The organism is Vibrio zhugei (assembly GCF_003716875.1).
GTDB lineage: Bacteria > Pseudomonadota > Gammaproteobacteria > Enterobacterales > Vibrionaceae > Vibrio > Vibrio zhugei.
Window position 1 is genome coordinate 639,867 of record NZ_CP033077.1, and the last position, 15,940, is coordinate 655,806.

The window sequence follows — 15,940 nt, forward strand, 5'->3', positions numbered from 1 at the left end:
GACTATCAATTTAGAGCGCTGGGCAATGAAAGCACGACATCATGCCGCGTGTTGCCGTCCCGTGCGCACTAACCAACGAAACAGTGCAAATTGGCTGGGTAGATAAAACAGATATTCAGGATGCCACTGCACGCCGTAGACGGCTTTGTCATCGGTACTTTCAACCGCTTGCACAAAACTATCCAAATCCCGCCCCACGACACGCAATCCATTGCCAACGTCTTTAATGGCTTGATGGTGTAAACTATTAACACGAAGCTTCGCTTTTCCACACAGCGTAAACAGCGTCGATTGGCGATCAACAAACACCTGCTTGGTTGGCAACAGCCCGGGACGGTTGTAGGTCCGTTCACGCAAAGACGAAATGTCTTCGTACAGATTGCCGCCTTTCACGACATTGATCAGTTGCGAGCCACGGCAGATACCGAGAATCGGCACATTTTTTTGTAGCGCCCATTCAATCCATTGAATTTCCAGCTTGTCTCTTTCTGGGTCAAATTTATCACGCTCACCGAAGGTTTCCCCATAATGCTCAGGGTCAATGTCATCACCACCGCCAATAATGAGCGCATCAAACGGGTAACCAGACCAAGGGTGTGCAACACTGATACGCTCAGGTTGTGCCCCTGCAAGCGTTAACGCTAACTTAGTACACCACCATGATGGTGACCAACGACGATCGCTCCCTGTAACGCCTATCCGAGGCTTTCTATCCATTGGTTCACTTCCTTAATCCAATCACTGCGTTTGACTCCAATTACCGGCATCGACATCGCTTTAAATCGGCGCGATAAAAAGTCCAAGCTGTCGGCATCAGCGGCGAGTATCTCAACGAAATTCCATAGATTCCAAGACGATGCAAAACTCCAATCTTGATGCTCGATTAAACAATTGGGCAAACGGTAATGGAACGTCGGCCGAGCATTCACCTTGGTGTCTGCCACCGCATTTTTCACTTTCGCTTCATGAATGCTTGCGAATAAAGGCAACATATCTAAGGCGCGATTCCGGCTTGGGTTATGCGCAAGGTAATCGTCCATTAACGCATCAAGCGTCTCGTAGTCTTTTTCCAGCAACAGCTCAACATAGTCTTCAGTGTATAATTTTATGTAAGGGCTCATTTTTCGCGCAATATTGACCTCATGCGCTTGGTTCAGCCACCATTGCAATAGCCCAAAGGCACGCAGATAGGCCTGCAAGGTGGTCACCTCTTTGGAAGGAACTTCAGGATTAATATGGACGCCGAAGGCGGCCACCACCGAATCATCGGTCCCTTTTGCGCCAGCCTCACGCAATGCTGAAATAATATCGTCCAGCTTGCCGAGCTTATCTAATGGAAACGGGGGGAAGATAATTTCGAGCGGCACGACCGATAAGGCCACTTGATGCAGAAACTCCACCCGCTTATGTCCTTGATCTTTGACTTTCGCTTCTAACGCGGCGTTTTTGAGAAACTCCCAATCAAGTTCAACGGTGAATTTGCCATACTCTGAGGTATTCAATTCATATTCCACTTCCGATTTTTGTTCGAGCGTTCCCCCGAACACATCTTGTAGAATAGACGTTACGTTACTTAAGGTGAGCCCCGTAAATTCGATTTCAAAGCCGACGTTACGCACGTCGTCAGAATCCGTCGTTTTTATAGGAGGAGCATTAAAAGCCATGATTACCTCCGCACTTTTTTGAATGAATTGAATAAATATCGTCTATCTCTCTTTCATTGATATCATAAAAATCAATGAAAAATAAACAGCAAATCCTCGCACGAGGCCTTTGCTGTGTATTTATTGTAGAACAAGTCAGTGCACTCCCTGTCAACGCAACCCAATTTACGACCGCGAAGAGAAGCAATCAGTTACAACGAGGCTAAAGGATGAATGCTGCGATACCCATCAGATCCGGTAAACACCTCACAGTGAATACCATAACTTTGGGCAATCTGCTGCGGCGTCAGTACTTGGTGGGTTTCGCCCTCTGCCGCAATACGCCCTGACTCTAAAATCATAGTGCGATCGGCAAATCGATGCGCCAGATTTAAGTCATGTAATACCATGATGGTAACAATGTTATGCTCTTTGGTGTAATCACGAACTACCTGCAACAATTGAAGTTGATTGGCTAAATCCAATGCTGAGGTAGGCTCGTCCAGTAGGAGTAGTTTCGGTTGATGGATGAGTGCCAGAGCCAAGGCCACCATCTGACGCTGCCCACCGGACATTTCACTGAGCATCCGCTCACTCAAATGCGTTAAGTTTAGCCGCTCAAGCATCTCTTGCGCCAACACCAAACTTTCCGGAGACGCTCGAAAATTCATGTTTTGACTATTTTGAGCCAGTAACAGCAGTTCAAACACGCACAGGCGAACACTGGTTGATGAAAAATCCTGTGCCACGTAACCAATCTGTTTACTGCGCTCCTTGGCGGTCATTTCGGTCAAACTCAGCCCGCCAATCTTGGCAAGACCGCTGGCGTTGACCAATCCTGCCAAGCCTTTGACTAAGGTCGATTTCCCCGCGCCATTACGCCCCAACAAGGCCAAGGACTGCCCCGCAGCCAAATCGAAGCTGACGGGTTTCAATATCTCATGACGACCAATACTGACCGCGAGTTGATTGACATTGAGCATTAACGTCTCCCCATACTGCGTCCGAAGACTAACCACACAAAAAACGGAACCCCCAATAATGACGTCACCATGCCGATGGGGAGGATCACTCCAGGGATTAATACCTTACTGATAATCGATGAGACCGTCATAATTAACGCGCCAATCACCATCGTCATGATTTGCGTAAACCTCTGATCTTCCCCCACCAACATGCGAGCCACATGCGGGGCCACCAACCCTATAAAACCGACCACACCAATGGTTGCCGTGATCGCACTGGCCAGCAACGCCGCGAACACCAACAGCAGCATACGCAAGCGTGCAACAGAAATACCCAGAACTTGCGCCTGTTCACCAAACCCGCGTAGCGCGGAAATTTGCCAAGACAGCAACAGTAACACGGGAACAATTACCGCGATGACAGCGCTGTTAATGCCGACTTGAGTCCACGTACTTTTTTGCAACGATCCCATCAGCCAAAAGATCAAGGATTGCAATTGATCCACATCGGCAACGTATTGTGCTAATCCAAGCAGCGCAGAGAACACAAAATGCACCGCGATGCCAAGCATCACGATCATCTCAACGGATAAGCCTTTGCGCGCCGAAAAAATACCGATAAATAATACCGTCGCCAATGAAAATACGAAGGCGTTTGCGGTCAGCAAATAATCAACGGGCAGAAAACTGAATAAGGTGGTTTGAAACACAATCACTAATGCGGCACCAAACCCCGCCGCTGACGAAATCCCTAATGTAAAGGGCTCGGCTAAAGGGTTATCCAATACGGTCTGCATCAATAACCCTGCCAATGCTAAACCCACCCCTGATAGCACCGCAGTAATGGTAACTGGCATGCGCAAATCCCACATCACGACATGCACCACCGGTGACACACGTTCAGGGTGAATAATGGCCTCAAAGGCTTGTGACCATGGCAAGGTGCCAGAACCGGATAACAAATCCACGGCCACCGCAAGCAACGTTAATACGAAACACGTCACCAACAGCCAAGATTTGCGACGAATGGTCTTTTGGTAAGCAAAATGACTGGGCACTTGGCCCAGTTCTAACGCAGTATCAGTCATAAAAAAGAACTATTCCTTGGCGTGTGCAAATAGCGTGAGATCCGCGTCGCGCTGAATCCCCGTGAAGCGAGCGAGAATCGTTTGATAGGTTTTCGTTGGATCGAGATCTTTAAACTGCTCTGGGTAAAAATCTTTTGCCAGTCCTTCAATCGCGACAATGTTGTAAGGATGATTATAAAACTGATGATAAACGCCATAAATGCGGTGCGTTTTATAGGCTTTCATCTGTTTAAAGCCTGGGCGAGACAACAGATGAGTAAAGGCCTCTTGAACATTCTCAGGCCTCACATCATACCCTAACGGCAGTGCGATCGACTTGCTTTTCCCACTCCACTGACTGCCGGTCATCACGTACACATCTGGGTTGAGTGCCAACACCTTTTCCATCGCCACGACGCCTGTGGGCCCCTTGAGCAGTTGTGACCCTAAATTATTGCCGCCAGCGGCTTCAACTAAATCAGCCCATCCAAAGTTATGATGAGTAAAGCAGCAATCATTGGCCCCTTTAACCCCCGCATGAGCTTCAATAAAGACATTGGCACGTTCACCGCCTTGTTTGGCTATCGCGGCTTTCACTCCCTGCTCCACTTTGTTTAGGTGCGTATGATAAAAATCATAATACGCTTGCCCATGTTGCTCTTTATTAAGAACCTTACCTAATAACTTCACACTGGCCGCCGCATGTTGAATGGGTTGCTCTGCAGTGTCGACAAACAGGACAGGGATATACAGCTTATTCAGTGTCTTGATAACGCCGCCTTGCTCCAAGGCCGGTTTTGAACGCAGCTCAGCCACCAGTAAATCTGGACGGTGCGTTAACACTTCTTCCAAGTTTAAATCGCCGCTATCGCCAAAATTCATATCAAGAATACGACTTGCTTTTGGCCACTGTTGTGCCATGCGAGCCCAAAGCCCTGAGTCCGAGCGTTTCAAGATATTATTCCACGCAACGACACGTTCAAACGGAGAGGTTTTATCCAAGACCGCTAACATTAAGGCATCTCGGCCATCTTGCAGTACCAAACGTTGCGGTTCGGCATCAATGGTGACATGACGGCCCGCCATGTCGGTGACAGAAAGTGGGTAGGTCGTGGCGTAAGAGCCCACGGAGAAAAAGCTGGAAAACAAAACAGCGAAGCAGGTGATCAAAGTGCGCATGGGCAAACTTCCTTAAAAAAACAAACCGTCAATACCGTGACCAATGTCAAAGTAACAAGCATTATAAACGCAACTTATTCTCATTCAAGCTTTGGAATCACTCTCATTAAAAATAATGTATTTTTCTAAGAAATGACAAATAAGACAATAAAAAACAGATAATTAGATACCATCACCATAGCTTATACATTGCGAATGTATATCGGCTTAATCAATAGGTTGGATCGCTATAAGCACAAAGCACAAGAAAGATTGTGATGACAGTTGCTTAGCTAGGGTGAGCGAAAAAGGGAAGGAGGGGCCATCATCAATACGGCGTCATTTAGCCATTCAATGATGAGGGTAATCATGAATACAGTAAGCGTCTCAATGACGGGTTCCGTTAACAGCCAATATCAATGCATGTATTGACATTCATGCTTTCGATAAAACAATTTAATACACATTGTTTTCGCTCACCCATTATTTACTGGCACTATTATTATCGGATAAACGCATATTATTTTATTATAGATAGCGCTATTGCGTCGTATTATTACACCGTTTTGGCATAAATCCGAGTACTATCGATCTGTCCACATGGCAAACGTCTTGCATTTTCTAATTGGCCTTCAAAAAGATATCCACAACGCTCCGCTACGGCTTGACTCTTGGTATTAGAACCGGCCATTTTTATTTCAATGCGCTTTACCTTTTTTTCAATAAACGCATAGCGTTCAATACGTTTAATTGCTTCACTGATATAACCACACACTGTTTTTTCAGGGTCTAACCAATAGCCAAGTTCAATATAGGGAACAGACACATCGCGAACAATAAAACCAAGCGCGCCAATAAAACAGTTGGTCTCTTTTTCCACGAGATTAAATAAAAACTCGCCACTAAACTGCTCATAGTTTTTCGCCGCTTGTTCAATGTTCGCGGCCAGATCCGATGTCGAAAAATCGGAGGCAACCCAAGGTAAAAATTGAGAAAGACTATCACAATTCCGTTTAATAACATCATACATCACATCAACAAAAGCTAATGATGGCGGGACTAATTTTAGTCTTTGACTCTCCAAAGTGACTTCCATGTTGACTCCTACCATTTGAAACCGCGTTGCTACTCAGACGCTACAGTGAATGAATATAAAATAGATGTCCCTGTCGCTCATCCGCCAATATTTTCACGAAACCACGGACCTACATAGGTGATGATAAAACTCACCTTTCGATAAAGCAAATAACGCATCATCCACATTTTATTGTCGATATTTAACGTCATTTTTAATAAATAGCGTTTTTATCCATGTTAGCTAAAAACCCATAACTCTCCATTATTTTCTCTTAGAGAAAGTCAGCCTACCGAGATGTGATTAAACACATAATTATGAACACTTATTCACCTCTTTTTGTGAGGCGTATACTTTTCTGCGTTAAATCGCTACGCCGAGGAATGGTAGGAGTAATATGATAATCCCTCGTAACAAATAGATAACTTATCGTATATAACCTACAAAGATAATAATAAGGAATAATCCATGGCGTCTTCTATCGAGATTAAACATCTCACCAAAGAATTTGGCAATACCGCCGTTCTCAATGATATTTCGTTTAGCATAAAGAATAATGAATTCGTCGTATTTTTGGGGCCGTCAGGCTGTGGAAAATCAACCTTGCTGCGTATGATTGCTGGTCTTGAGAGTCTCTCGGACGGCGAAATTTGGATGGATGGCCAGAGACTGGACACGCAAGCCCCAGGGGAGCGTGGCATTTCCATGGTTTTTCAAAACTACGCGCTCTATCCCCATATGACGGTAGAAGGCAACATGGTGTTTGGCCTCAAAAATATCGGTACGCCACCCGCTGAGATTGAAAAGCGCGTCGCCGATGCAGCGCGTATTTTAGAAATCGAACATCTACTCGATCGCAAACCTGCGGACTTATCCGGTGGCCAACGGCAGCGTGTGGCAATTGGCCGAGCCATCGTGCGTCAGCCTCGCGCCTTTTTGTTTGATGAACCCTTATCGAATTTGGATGCCGCCCTACGCAGCCGTACGCGTATCGAATTGGCTCAGTTACATCATCGGGTTAATTCCACCATGATTTATGTCACTCACGATCAAATTGAAGCCATGACTTTGGCCGACCGCATCGTGATTTTAAACCAAAGCCACATTGAACAAATTGGCTCTCCGATTGACATCTACCGTTATCCCGCCAGCAAGTTTGTCGCTCGCTTCGTCGGCTCACCAGCCATGAATATCCTGCCTATTGATAAGCTAGAACGTAATGACACTCATGTCACCGCACATATCGATCAGGTCACACCGATTCACACCACAATAAAATCCACACGTCTTCCCGAGCAAGGGCCGTTTGAAATGGGGATTCGCGCTGAGGATGTGTATCTCACTGACGACCCATCGAGCGCTCATGCACACGGTGAGGTTCAATTTATTGAACGTTTAGGCGATCGAACATTAGCTCATGTCTTACTCGACAATCAGCATACCATCATTGTCGAGACCTCCAGCAAGCAAGACATCGAAAACCATCAGCGGGTTGCGATTTGCGTCGACGTTGAAAACATACACCTGTTTGATGCGGCGGAAAACGCCTATCAAGGAGGACGTCATGATTGAAGCTCGTTCAACCAAAGAACGTTGGGGTAACCTGCTCTTTATTGCCCCTTATATGTGCGTGTTCATCGGCATGATTGTGATTCCCCTCGTCTGGGGCATTGATCTTAGCTTCAAAAAAGTGGATCTGTTTAGCCCCGGTCGCTACGTGGGACTCAAAAATTACGATCGCTTATTTCATAACGATATCTTTTTACAAACCGTCGGCAACACCTTCTATTTTGTTGTGCTGACCGTTCCGGCACTCATCGTCATTGGGTTACTTTTGGCGCTGGTTCTCAACCGTCAAACTCGCACCGCCAACATCCTTCGCGGCATTTTCTTTGCCTCGACCATCCTCTCGGTAACCGTCGTCACTTTGATTTGGCGGATCATTTTTATTCCTAATGATGGCTTTATGTCGATGATATTCAAAGCTCTGGATATGACGCCCATCCCGTTTTTATCGAGTCCCGATTGGGCCTTAGGCTCCATTGCCATTGCCACCATTTGGTGGTGTCTCGGTTTACCAATGATTCTATTTACCGCGGCCCTTCAGCAAATCCCAAAAGAATTGTATGAAGCGGCTCAATTGGATAATGCGACGAAATGGATCACCTTCAAGTGCATAACCTTTCCCTCGATTGTTCGAACCATCGTATTAGTGCTGATTATTCAGATCATCATGCAATTTCAACTTTTCGGGCAAGCATTATTAATGACCAATGGTGGTCCCAATAACACCTCACGCTCGATTGTCATGTTCATCTACGATGCTGGCTTCCGGCGCTGGGATATCGGTATGGCTGCCGCCGCATCTCAGGTGTTGTTTATGATCATCCTAATTGCAGCACTTGGCCAATTTGCCTTCAGTCGCAAAAAGAGGTAACCCATCATGACCACCGCTAAATTATCAACTAAAAATCCGCTCGCAAAACATCGCAGCCATCGCATTCAAGACACGTTCAGGCCCGGCAATCAAAAAGCCCTCAATCCATGGCTGATTGTCACCATTGTCTTTTCGCTCGTCATGGTCGCCCCGTTCTTATGGATGCTCGGCCTCAGTTTTAAAGACAATCAGGAACTCATGTTAGGTTCCGATGCCGTTTTTCATTTCCCATATACGCTGCAAAACTACGTCAATATTCTGCATAACTCACAAGTGTTTCAATGGCTGATTAATAGCTTTATTGTGTCCATCGGTATGACGGTTGGCGTTCTGGTTTTATCTTCATTGGCAGGCTACGCATTTGCTCGGCTCGACTTTCCTATGAAAAATGCCCTCTTCATCATCGTGCTCATGGGGCTGGCCGTACCAGAACAAGCCGTCATCATCGCTCGCCATCAAATCTTCAGTTTGCTACACCTGCACAATACGTATGTCGGGCTCATTTTGCCCGGGCTGTCTGCCCCATTTGGGGTGTTTTTAATGACGCAGTTCTTTAAAGCCATCCCCAAAGAAATTGATGAAGCGGCGATCATGGATAACGCATCCAAATTCAAAATCTTCTTTAAAGTGTTATTGCCTTTAACCATCCCAGCCCAAGCCACACTGGCCATATTAACGTTTCTAACCTCTTGGAATGATTACTTCTGGCCAATGATTTCGGCGACCAATAAATCGATGTACACCATCACTGTAGGGATCGCCTCCTCTCAGTCCAACTTTGCCCAAACCGACGGTTTAGGCTACTTAAGCTCGCAAGCCATCTTCTCTGCGATTCCGATCATCTTGGTGTATATCTTCTTCCAGCGCCATATTGTCACTGCGGTGGCGGGAGGTGCGGTCAAACAATAACCCAGCTTTCTCACCCTACAGCGAGAAATACCGTTCAATAAAACACAATAAATAGAAGGTGGATAGAATGAAAACGAGGATAAAAACCGTCGCACTCGCATTGAGCTGCGTCATGGCGGCCGGGGCAGCTCAAGCCAAAACAGAACTCCATTTGCAGCGTTTTTTCGGCACATGTGAAGCAGAATACGGTCAATCGACCGACGTGGCTAACGCCACTGGCGAATGTGGCATAATGACCACTCTGCTCAATAAGTTTCAAAAAGAAAACCCAGATATCGATTTAAAAGTATCGACCGTCGAATGGCCGGGATACGACCAATTAACCGCGCAAATGGCATCTCGTACCCCACCCGATATTGTCACCATGCATGACTCGGTGATCTCCGATTACCAGTCTCGCCATCTGATTGTGCCAGTCGATACGTATCTCAATAACCAACACATCAAAGAGAGTATCTTCACGCCAACGGCGACCCAAGGAGTCAAACGCGACGGACAGTTTTACGGTGTTCCGTTAGACACTTGGACCATGCTGTTTCACATTAATACAAAATTAATGAAACAAGCGGGACTAATGAAAGACGGGAAACCCATTCTCCCGAACTCGCCCGAAGAATTGCTTGAGCAAGCTCGGCAATTCAAAAAAGCGACAGGTAAACCGTATTTAATTCAAATTCTCAGCAATGAAACCGCGTCCTATGTGCGTCTTTTTTATACCTATATGTTCCAGCAAGACAGCGATTTCTTTGCCAATCCTAAAAAGGTGCAGTTAGTCACACCTGAGGCCAAAAACATCGTACGCTTGTTTAAACAAATCTATGATGAAAACTTAACCACCAAGCACATGGATTATCCAGCCAGTGTCGCAGCGTTTGGGCAAGGTGAAGGGGGGATTTCGTTAAATGGCAACTGGCTAATTGGCGCCTACGACAAGCAATCCCATAACCCCAAAAGCCCGTTATACAATGCTTATGACGCCGAACCGTACCCCTACCTGTATCATAAAGCTAAAGCCAATTATGTCGACGGTCATGCCTGGGTTGTTCCCAATAAGCCGCATACTGACGATCAACAAAAAGCCATCGGTCGATTCTTCAAGTTCTTTATCAACCACGATTATCAATGGGCGCGAACCGGTCACCTACCCAGCATCAGCGCTGTGCTGAAAAAACCAGAATTCTTGGATTTGCCACACCGTAAAGAAATTCTGTCGGTCACCCATACGGGTCACGGATTACCAAACGGTGTTCAGCGCCAATTTACTGTGCAGAGCATCATTGGAGAAGAGCTGGCCGCGGCGATCACCGGAGAAAAACCGATTGATGCCGCCTTAAAATCGGCGCAATACCGTGTGAACGACATGCTCGCCAATTTATAATGGGTATCTCATAAAACGTCGAAAAGCCATACCTCGGTATGGCTTTTTTATTACGGTGTATCTGAACGCCTTAAGCGCCCTCTTCCACACCACGCCGATAAGCCACGCGGGAACGCACACTGTAGGCGGTAATAGCGACAATACACGCAAACACCAAGCAAAAATACACTGGGTAACGAGGTGAGTAACTTGCGGTAAACGCCAGTAACGACGCCACTCCATACCCCAATGTATGCGCCATGGAAATATACCCTGCGACCGCGCCCGGCGCATCAGCATGAAGCTGGGTTGCCGCTGAAGTATAAGCGGGCACCAAAAGCGCAGCGCTGCAAGCCACGACCGCCATGGCAAACGCTATCCATCCCAATACTGGAATCAAAAACAGCACAAAGCCCAGCACTAACCCAACACCACCAATCCGATACATCGAAAATGGCGTCAGCGAATTGCGTTTAATCACCGCGACTTGAGTAACAAACGTGCAAGCAGCACTAATGGTTAATAATACCCCAATCGCATCACTGACTCGCTCTATCGACCAATGGCTGATCGACGTAATTAACGGCGAAAAACTGTATTGCAATAAGGCAATACTACTGCACAACAACAAACCACTGAGAAGAAACGGCCACAAGGATTTATGAGGTAACCATGGCAATTTCGGCTTACTGTGCTCAGCCACCCTATCGACTGCGGGGGCCGGTAAGCAATACGCTGCCACGAGCGCCACCAGCGGCAAAATGATCATGCTCATCAAAGGGGCAAAAGGAGATATTTTCAGCAGCAGGATGGCGAGGAGCGGTCCCACTAAACGACCGACACTTAACCCAATACTCACCGCAGTGATGGCATGTAAGCGGCGTTCTTGTCCACATAATACAATCGCCCAATGCTGGCTAGCTGGCACCATGCCAGAGACCGTGCATCCGTATAGGACCCGCGCCACAATTAAACCGATTAAGCATAAGACTTCATAAATGGACGCATCCTGACTGAGAACCGCACAGGTATACAATAAGGCGAAACTCACCGCCATACCCAATAACGCCTGCAACACGACATTCTTCGGGCCATGGCGATCACTCACTCGCCCCCAAAAGGGCGCAGACGGCAGAAATAAAAAGCTGCCAATCGCAATTAAAATCGACCACGTCGATAAACTGAACGCAGATTGTGCTACCAAAAAAGGCAAAGACACCAACAAGCCGTTTTGCCCAATTCCCATGAGGGCCGCGGTCAGGCTAATGACCACTAACGATTTAGAATCAGCAGCACGTGGCGGTGCAGTAGAACAATCAGACATGCGAACGATACCCTCATAACAAACCATGGGGACAATAAGTAACACACTGCTTTATAAATCACAATTAATTATGCAAATCATTATCATTTGTAATCCACTATGATAATATTAGCGTTTCATTGTCGTATTAATAACGGATTATCTATCTATGTTTCAATTGGTTGATGCAACTTTCGACATCGATGGGAAACGCATTCTCGCCCCCACTAACCTGACGTTTGAACCACAAAAAGTCACCACGTTATTAGGACACAACGGTTGTGGTAAATCGACATTGATGAAATTACTCAGTCGTCAAACCAGCGCCAACTCAGGGCATGTGCTCATCAACCAACAAGCCGTGTCGGAGTTTTCTGCCATCGACTTTGCCCATCAAGTCGCCTATCTTCCTCAACATCCACCAGTGACCGATGGCATTACGGTACGTGAATTGGTGTATTTCGGTCGTTACCCTTGGAAAGGAGCGTTAGGCCGCTATCGAGATGACGATCATCGTATTGTTGAAGAGGCGCTAACGAAAGTCGGCTTAGACGTTTTCGCCGATCGCTTTGTGGCGACCTTATCTGGCGGGGAACGTCAGCGCGCATGGATTGCTATGCTGCTTGCACAGCAAAGCCAATGCCTATTACTTGACGAACCTACCTCGGCATTGGATGTTGCCCATCAACACGAGCTACTGGCCTTGATTCGTGAGTTGAATCACTCGCTAGGCTTGACGGTGATCATGGTGCTTCATGACATCAATATGGCCGCCAAGTTTAGCGATCGTTTGATTGCCTTACATTCAGGTCGTGTTATCGCCTCCGGTACTCCGGGCGAGTTAATGACGCCCGAAACCCTGCGCTCCATTTACGGAATTGACTTAGCGCTGTTCCCACATCCCAAGACCGGTCACCCTATCAGTTATCTTCCCTAGCGCAAGGAACCCAACATGTGTATCGCACATCGATTTCTTATTATCTGCTCTTTAATAGTCTCAGCCAGTGCTGGCGCCATCGATATCCAACACAAATTAGGCAACCAGCACTTTGCCACCACGCCCAAAAAAGTCGTCGCACTGGATTGGTCATTGGCTGAAACGGTATTGAGCTTGGGCGTTCCACTGCAAGGGATCGCCGATTCGCGTGGTTATCGACAATGGGTCGTCAAACCACAACTGGCTTCAACAACGATTGATGTCGGATCACGTCAAGAGCCCAATTTAGAATTACTCACGCGCCTCAAGCCAGATGTCATCTTAATCAGCCAAGACATGGCCTCGGCCTATTTACGCCTCAATAAAATTGCGCCCGTTCTCGTCTACAGCATCTATAACAAAGACAAACATCCTTTGCTGGCCGCACAACAAGTGACCCGCTCACTGGGACGATTATTGGATAAGCAAGCGCAAGCAGAGAGGGTGATTCAACAAACCAATCACCATTTTAAAGTCAACGGTGAGAAACTCCACGAGCATAAGATTAACCCTGAGTTATTGTTTGTCCGCTTTATCAGTGACAAAACATTGCGCATTCATGGTCAAGGCTCATTGGCACAAGCGACCATTGCCAAAATGGGCCTACATAATGCGTGGCAAGAGAGCACCAACTTTTGGGGGTTCAGCACCGTTGGCATCGAAAAATTGGCAGAACATCAAGAGGCTAAGCTGATGATTTTTGGTCCACAATCCCCAGCGATTGAACGCCAACTGAATCAATCGCCACTGTGGCAGGCCATGGCCTTTTATCGTCAACAGGCTCTGTATCCGCTCCCGCCCATTTGGACCTTCGGCGGATTAATTGCCGCTCAACGTTTTAGTGATCAAATTACTCAAGAGTTAATCGCACACCATGCAAACTAAATCATTTGGTTGGCCGAGTCAGATGCGACCAACGTACGCAGGCATAGCGATGGTGATCGCGGTCGCCATCACCCTCAGTTTACTGGACTTCACGACGCCTTACGGCAAGGGAATAGCGCTGCTGTGGGATACCCTTTTTCATTACGATGTCGACAATTATCGCCAGCTCATCACCTACTATACTTACTTACCACGTTTGTCCGTCGCACTACTGTGCGGATTTGCTCTTGCGGTTGCCGGATGTGTTTTACAGTTTGTATTACGTAACCCCATTGCCTCGCCCACGACCTTAGGGGTCGCCGCTGGAGCGGAACTCGGCAAGGTGCTTGCCATTTTATGGCTCCCCACACAATGGCTGATGCCAGATTTTCTCTCCGCCTTTATCGGCGGAGTACTGGCGACGGGGCTGGTTTTTCTGCTCAGTGCCTCAAGAGGCTTTGCCCCGCTGCATATGATTCTATCCGGTATGGTCGTCAGCCTGTTTTTAGGCTCACTCAATACCATTTTATTGATGCTGAATGAGCAACGCCTTTCCAGTATTTTTGTCTGGGGATCGGGCGTACTCAACCAAAATGATTGGTCTACCGCGCAACAACTCGTGCCGCTCGTCTTGATCCCAACCGTGTTATTGCTGCTGCTACAACGCCCGCTGACCGCGCTTAATTTTGGTGACTCAGTCGCCCGCTCCTTGGGGGTCAACATTCGTGCGATTAAACTGCTTTGCTTGTCCTTGGCCATTTTTATCACCGCCGCCGTCGTCAGTAACGTGGGATTGATTGGCTTTGTGGGCATTGTCGCACCAGCGATCACACGTCTTTTCGGCGTACGAACATTCGTCAGGCAACTGCTTATCAGCGGTTGCCTCGGAAGTTGGCTGCTGTTATTGGTGGACATGGTCGTGCAGCCTTTCTCCGGTATCGGTGGCGAACTGCTACCGACGGGAGCGATGACGGCGCTGATTGGCGCTCCTTGCCTCCTTTGGCTTCTCAAGCGCCTGCCTCTGGCAACGGATTTGAAAATGCACGCCGCTCCGGTTCAACACTATCGCCATATCCATGTGGTCAAACAGGCAAGCCTGCTTATTGCGGTGCTGGTGATGGTCGTCGTGATTGCGCTGACCGTTGGACGCGATCCGTTTGGATGGAGTTTTGATTGGACAGCCACCTTATTTGATCTGCGCGCACCGCGTGTGCTCGTGACGATTTTTGCTGGCATCGGCTTGGCGTTAGCGGGACTATTGATTCAGCGTATGACCAATAACCCGATGGCAAGTCCAGAAGTGCTTGGTATCAGCTCAGGTGCGGCGCTGGCCTTAGTCATCGGAGCGCTGTTTGGCATCGCCATGACGCGTGAACAACAAATGCTGTGGGGAACACTGGGAGCACTGTGTGTCACAGGCATCATTGCTTGGATGGGTAAAAAACATCAATTTGCGCCCACCCAAACCCTACTGACGGGGATTGCGCTCAGTGCGGGGTTAGATGCCTTACTGCGTATAGCCATGAGCTCGGGGAATGATAACGCCACGGCCCTATTAACTTGGCTTTCCGGTTCCACCTATTTAGTGACCTATAATGATGTCATTCTGTTGGCGCTCGGGGTGACGGTTCTCGCCATCATTACGGTCTGTATGCATCGCTGGGTCGAGCTAATCAGTCTGGGGCAAGTGACCGCGCAAAGCCTCGGGCTGCCGATAAATTGGGTTCGACTGATGATTCTCTTATTGGTCGCGACCATCACGACCTTATGCACGATTGTTATCGGACCATTGAGCTTTATCGGCTTATTGGCGCCCCATATGGCACGCTCACTGCATCAATACCGAGCGTTACCCCAAATGATCACAGCCAGTTTGATTGGAGCCATTGTACTGGTGAGCGCTGATTGGCTAGGCCGCACGTTATGGTTTCCATGGCAGTTCCCAGCGGGATTATTTGCGTCCCTATTAGGTGGCGCCTATTTCTTATACTTAATGCGTCGTTAAGCCCACAGACATCACAGGTGGCGCTCTAGCGTTGGTTAACCTCGCTAGAGCGCATAAACATTCCCCTTTGCAAATCCACACTTGATGCACGAAAAATTCGTCATAGGTCAATGATTGTAACAATCGGCGCATATTTTTGTTGCATATTGAATGATAATGATTATTATTTGTTTTCAATTTG

General features: G+C 47.5%; 14 protein-coding genes. 7 read left to right on the forward strand and 7 right to left on the reverse strand.

All coding sequences use genetic code 11. The features are described 5' to 3' along the window. Positions 1-39: 39 nt before the first annotated feature. The 6 genes from EAE30_RS03030 to EAE30_RS03055 all read right to left on the reverse strand — a co-directional run bounded on the left by EAE30_RS03030 (position 40) and on the right by EAE30_RS03055 (position 5,917). On the reverse strand, positions 40-717 hold the full coding sequence (locus tag EAE30_RS03030) for a gamma-glutamyl-gamma-aminobutyrate hydrolase family protein (protein WP_123014603.1): 678 nt from the start codon (positions 715-717) through the stop codon (positions 40-42). After that, on the reverse strand, positions 696-1,664 hold the full coding sequence (locus tag EAE30_RS03035) for an amidoligase family protein (protein WP_123014604.1): 969 nt from the start codon (positions 1,662-1,664) through the stop codon (positions 696-698). Before EAE30_RS03035 ends, EAE30_RS03030 begins: the two co-directional genes overlap by 22 nt. Positions 1,665-1,855: 191 nt before the next feature. Beyond that, positions 1,856-2,626, reverse strand: coding sequence for an ABC transporter ATP-binding protein (locus tag EAE30_RS03040; RefSeq protein WP_123014605.1), 771 nt, complete (start codon positions 2,624-2,626; stop codon positions 1,856-1,858). After that, complete coding sequence (locus EAE30_RS03045; protein WP_123014606.1) at positions 2,626-3,696, reverse strand: FecCD family ABC transporter permease; 1,071 nt, start codon at positions 3,694-3,696, stop codon at positions 2,626-2,628. The genes EAE30_RS03040 and EAE30_RS03045 overlap by 1 nt, the downstream gene beginning before the upstream one ends. 9 nt (positions 3,697-3,705) lie before the next feature. Further along, positions 3,706-4,854, reverse strand: coding sequence for an ABC transporter substrate-binding protein (locus EAE30_RS03050; protein ID WP_123014607.1), 1,149 nt, complete (start codon positions 4,852-4,854; stop codon positions 3,706-3,708). Positions 4,855-5,389: 535 nt separating this feature from the next. Then, entirely contained in the window at positions 5,390-5,917 is a 528-nt protein-coding gene (locus EAE30_RS03055; RefSeq protein ID WP_123014997.1) for a GNAT family N-acetyltransferase, read from the reverse strand. Between the two features lie 459 nt (positions 5,918-6,376). On the opposite strand from EAE30_RS03055, the gene EAE30_RS03060 reads away from it, so the two are divergent. From EAE30_RS03060 to EAE30_RS03075, 4 genes are all read left to right on the forward strand, one after another. After that, on the forward strand, positions 6,377-7,480 hold the full coding sequence (locus EAE30_RS03060) for an ABC transporter ATP-binding protein (RefSeq protein WP_123014608.1): 1,104 nt from the start codon (positions 6,377-6,379) through the stop codon (positions 7,478-7,480). Continuing rightward, positions 7,473-8,345, forward strand: coding sequence for a carbohydrate ABC transporter permease (locus EAE30_RS03065; protein WP_123014609.1), 873 nt, complete (start codon positions 7,473-7,475; stop codon positions 8,343-8,345). The genes EAE30_RS03060 and EAE30_RS03065 overlap by 8 nt, the downstream gene beginning before the upstream one ends. A gap of 6 nt (positions 8,346-8,351) precedes the next feature. Then, entirely contained in the window at positions 8,352-9,254 is a 903-nt protein-coding gene (locus tag EAE30_RS03070) for a carbohydrate ABC transporter permease (RefSeq protein WP_123014610.1), read from the forward strand. Between the two features lie 67 nt (positions 9,255-9,321). Further along, a complete protein-coding gene (locus tag EAE30_RS03075) occupies positions 9,322-10,632 on the forward strand; it encodes an ABC transporter substrate-binding protein (protein ID WP_123014611.1) in 1,311 nt (436 codons plus the stop codon). Between the two features lie 70 nt (positions 10,633-10,702). On the opposite strand, the gene EAE30_RS03080 is transcribed toward EAE30_RS03075, so the two are convergent. Next, positions 10,703-11,935: an MFS transporter gene (locus tag EAE30_RS03080; RefSeq protein ID WP_123014612.1), complete on the reverse strand. Its 1,233-nt coding sequence runs from the start codon at positions 11,933-11,935 to the stop codon at positions 10,703-10,705. Positions 11,936-12,083: 148 nt separating this feature from the next. Between EAE30_RS03080 and EAE30_RS03085 the strand changes: the two genes are divergently transcribed. Genes EAE30_RS03085 through fhuB form a run of 3 tightly spaced genes read left to right on the forward strand, consistent with a single transcriptional unit; the run spans position 12,084 to position 15,759 of the window. After that, complete coding sequence (locus tag EAE30_RS03085; protein WP_123014613.1) at positions 12,084-12,851, forward strand: ABC transporter ATP-binding protein; 768 nt, start codon at positions 12,084-12,086, stop codon at positions 12,849-12,851. Positions 12,852-12,866: 15 nt separating this feature from the next. Beyond that, on the forward strand, positions 12,867-13,775 hold the full coding sequence (locus EAE30_RS03090) for an iron-siderophore ABC transporter substrate-binding protein (protein WP_123014614.1): 909 nt from the start codon (positions 12,867-12,869) through the stop codon (positions 13,773-13,775). Positions 13,776-13,797: 22 nt separating this feature from the next. Then, positions 13,798-15,759 carry a Fe(3+)-hydroxamate ABC transporter permease FhuB gene (gene fhuB, locus EAE30_RS03095; protein ID WP_241967641.1) on the forward strand — a complete coding sequence of 654 codons (1,962 nt, stop codon included), beginning with the start codon at positions 13,798-13,800 and terminating at the stop codon, positions 15,757-15,759. Positions 15,760-15,940: the final 181 nt, after the last annotated feature.

Bases quoted from the DNA above. Each gene is read 5' to 3' on its own strand.
- EAE30_RS03075 (WP_123014611.1), top strand. From the start codon at position 9,322: ATGAAAACGAGGATAAAAACCGTCGCACTCGCATTGAGCTGCGTCATG.
- EAE30_RS03040 (WP_123014605.1), bottom strand. From the start codon at position 2,626: ATGCTCAATGTCAATCAACTCGCGGTCAGTATTGGTCGTCATGAGATA.
- EAE30_RS03085 (WP_123014613.1), top strand. From the start codon at position 12,084: ATGTTTCAATTGGTTGATGCAACTTTCGACATCGATGGGAAACGCATT.
- EAE30_RS03090 (WP_123014614.1), top strand. From the start codon at position 12,867: ATGTGTATCGCACATCGATTTCTTATTATCTGCTCTTTAATAGTCTCA.
- EAE30_RS03060 (WP_123014608.1), top strand. From the start codon at position 6,377: ATGGCGTCTTCTATCGAGATTAAACATCTCACCAAAGAATTTGGCAAT.
- EAE30_RS03065 (WP_123014609.1), top strand. From the start codon at position 7,473: ATGATTGAAGCTCGTTCAACCAAAGAACGTTGGGGTAACCTGCTCTTT.
- EAE30_RS03035 (WP_123014604.1), bottom strand. From the start codon at position 1,664: ATGGCTTTTAATGCTCCTCCTATAAAAACGACGGATTCTGACGACGTG.
- EAE30_RS03030 (WP_123014603.1), bottom strand. From the start codon at position 717: ATGGATAGAAAGCCTCGGATAGGCGTTACAGGGAGCGATCGTCGTTGG.
- EAE30_RS03050 (WP_123014607.1), bottom strand. From the start codon at position 4,854: ATGCGCACTTTGATCACCTGCTTCGCTGTTTTGTTTTCCAGCTTTTTC.
- EAE30_RS03080 (WP_123014612.1), bottom strand. From the start codon at position 11,935: ATGTCTGATTGTTCTACTGCACCGCCACGTGCTGCTGATTCTAAATCG.
- fhuB (WP_241967641.1), top strand. From the start codon at position 13,798: ATGCGACCAACGTACGCAGGCATAGCGATGGTGATCGCGGTCGCCATC.
- EAE30_RS03045 (WP_123014606.1), bottom strand. From the start codon at position 3,696: ATGACTGATACTGCGTTAGAACTGGGCCAAGTGCCCAGTCATTTTGCT.
- EAE30_RS03070 (WP_123014610.1), top strand. From the start codon at position 8,352: ATGACCACCGCTAAATTATCAACTAAAAATCCGCTCGCAAAACATCGC.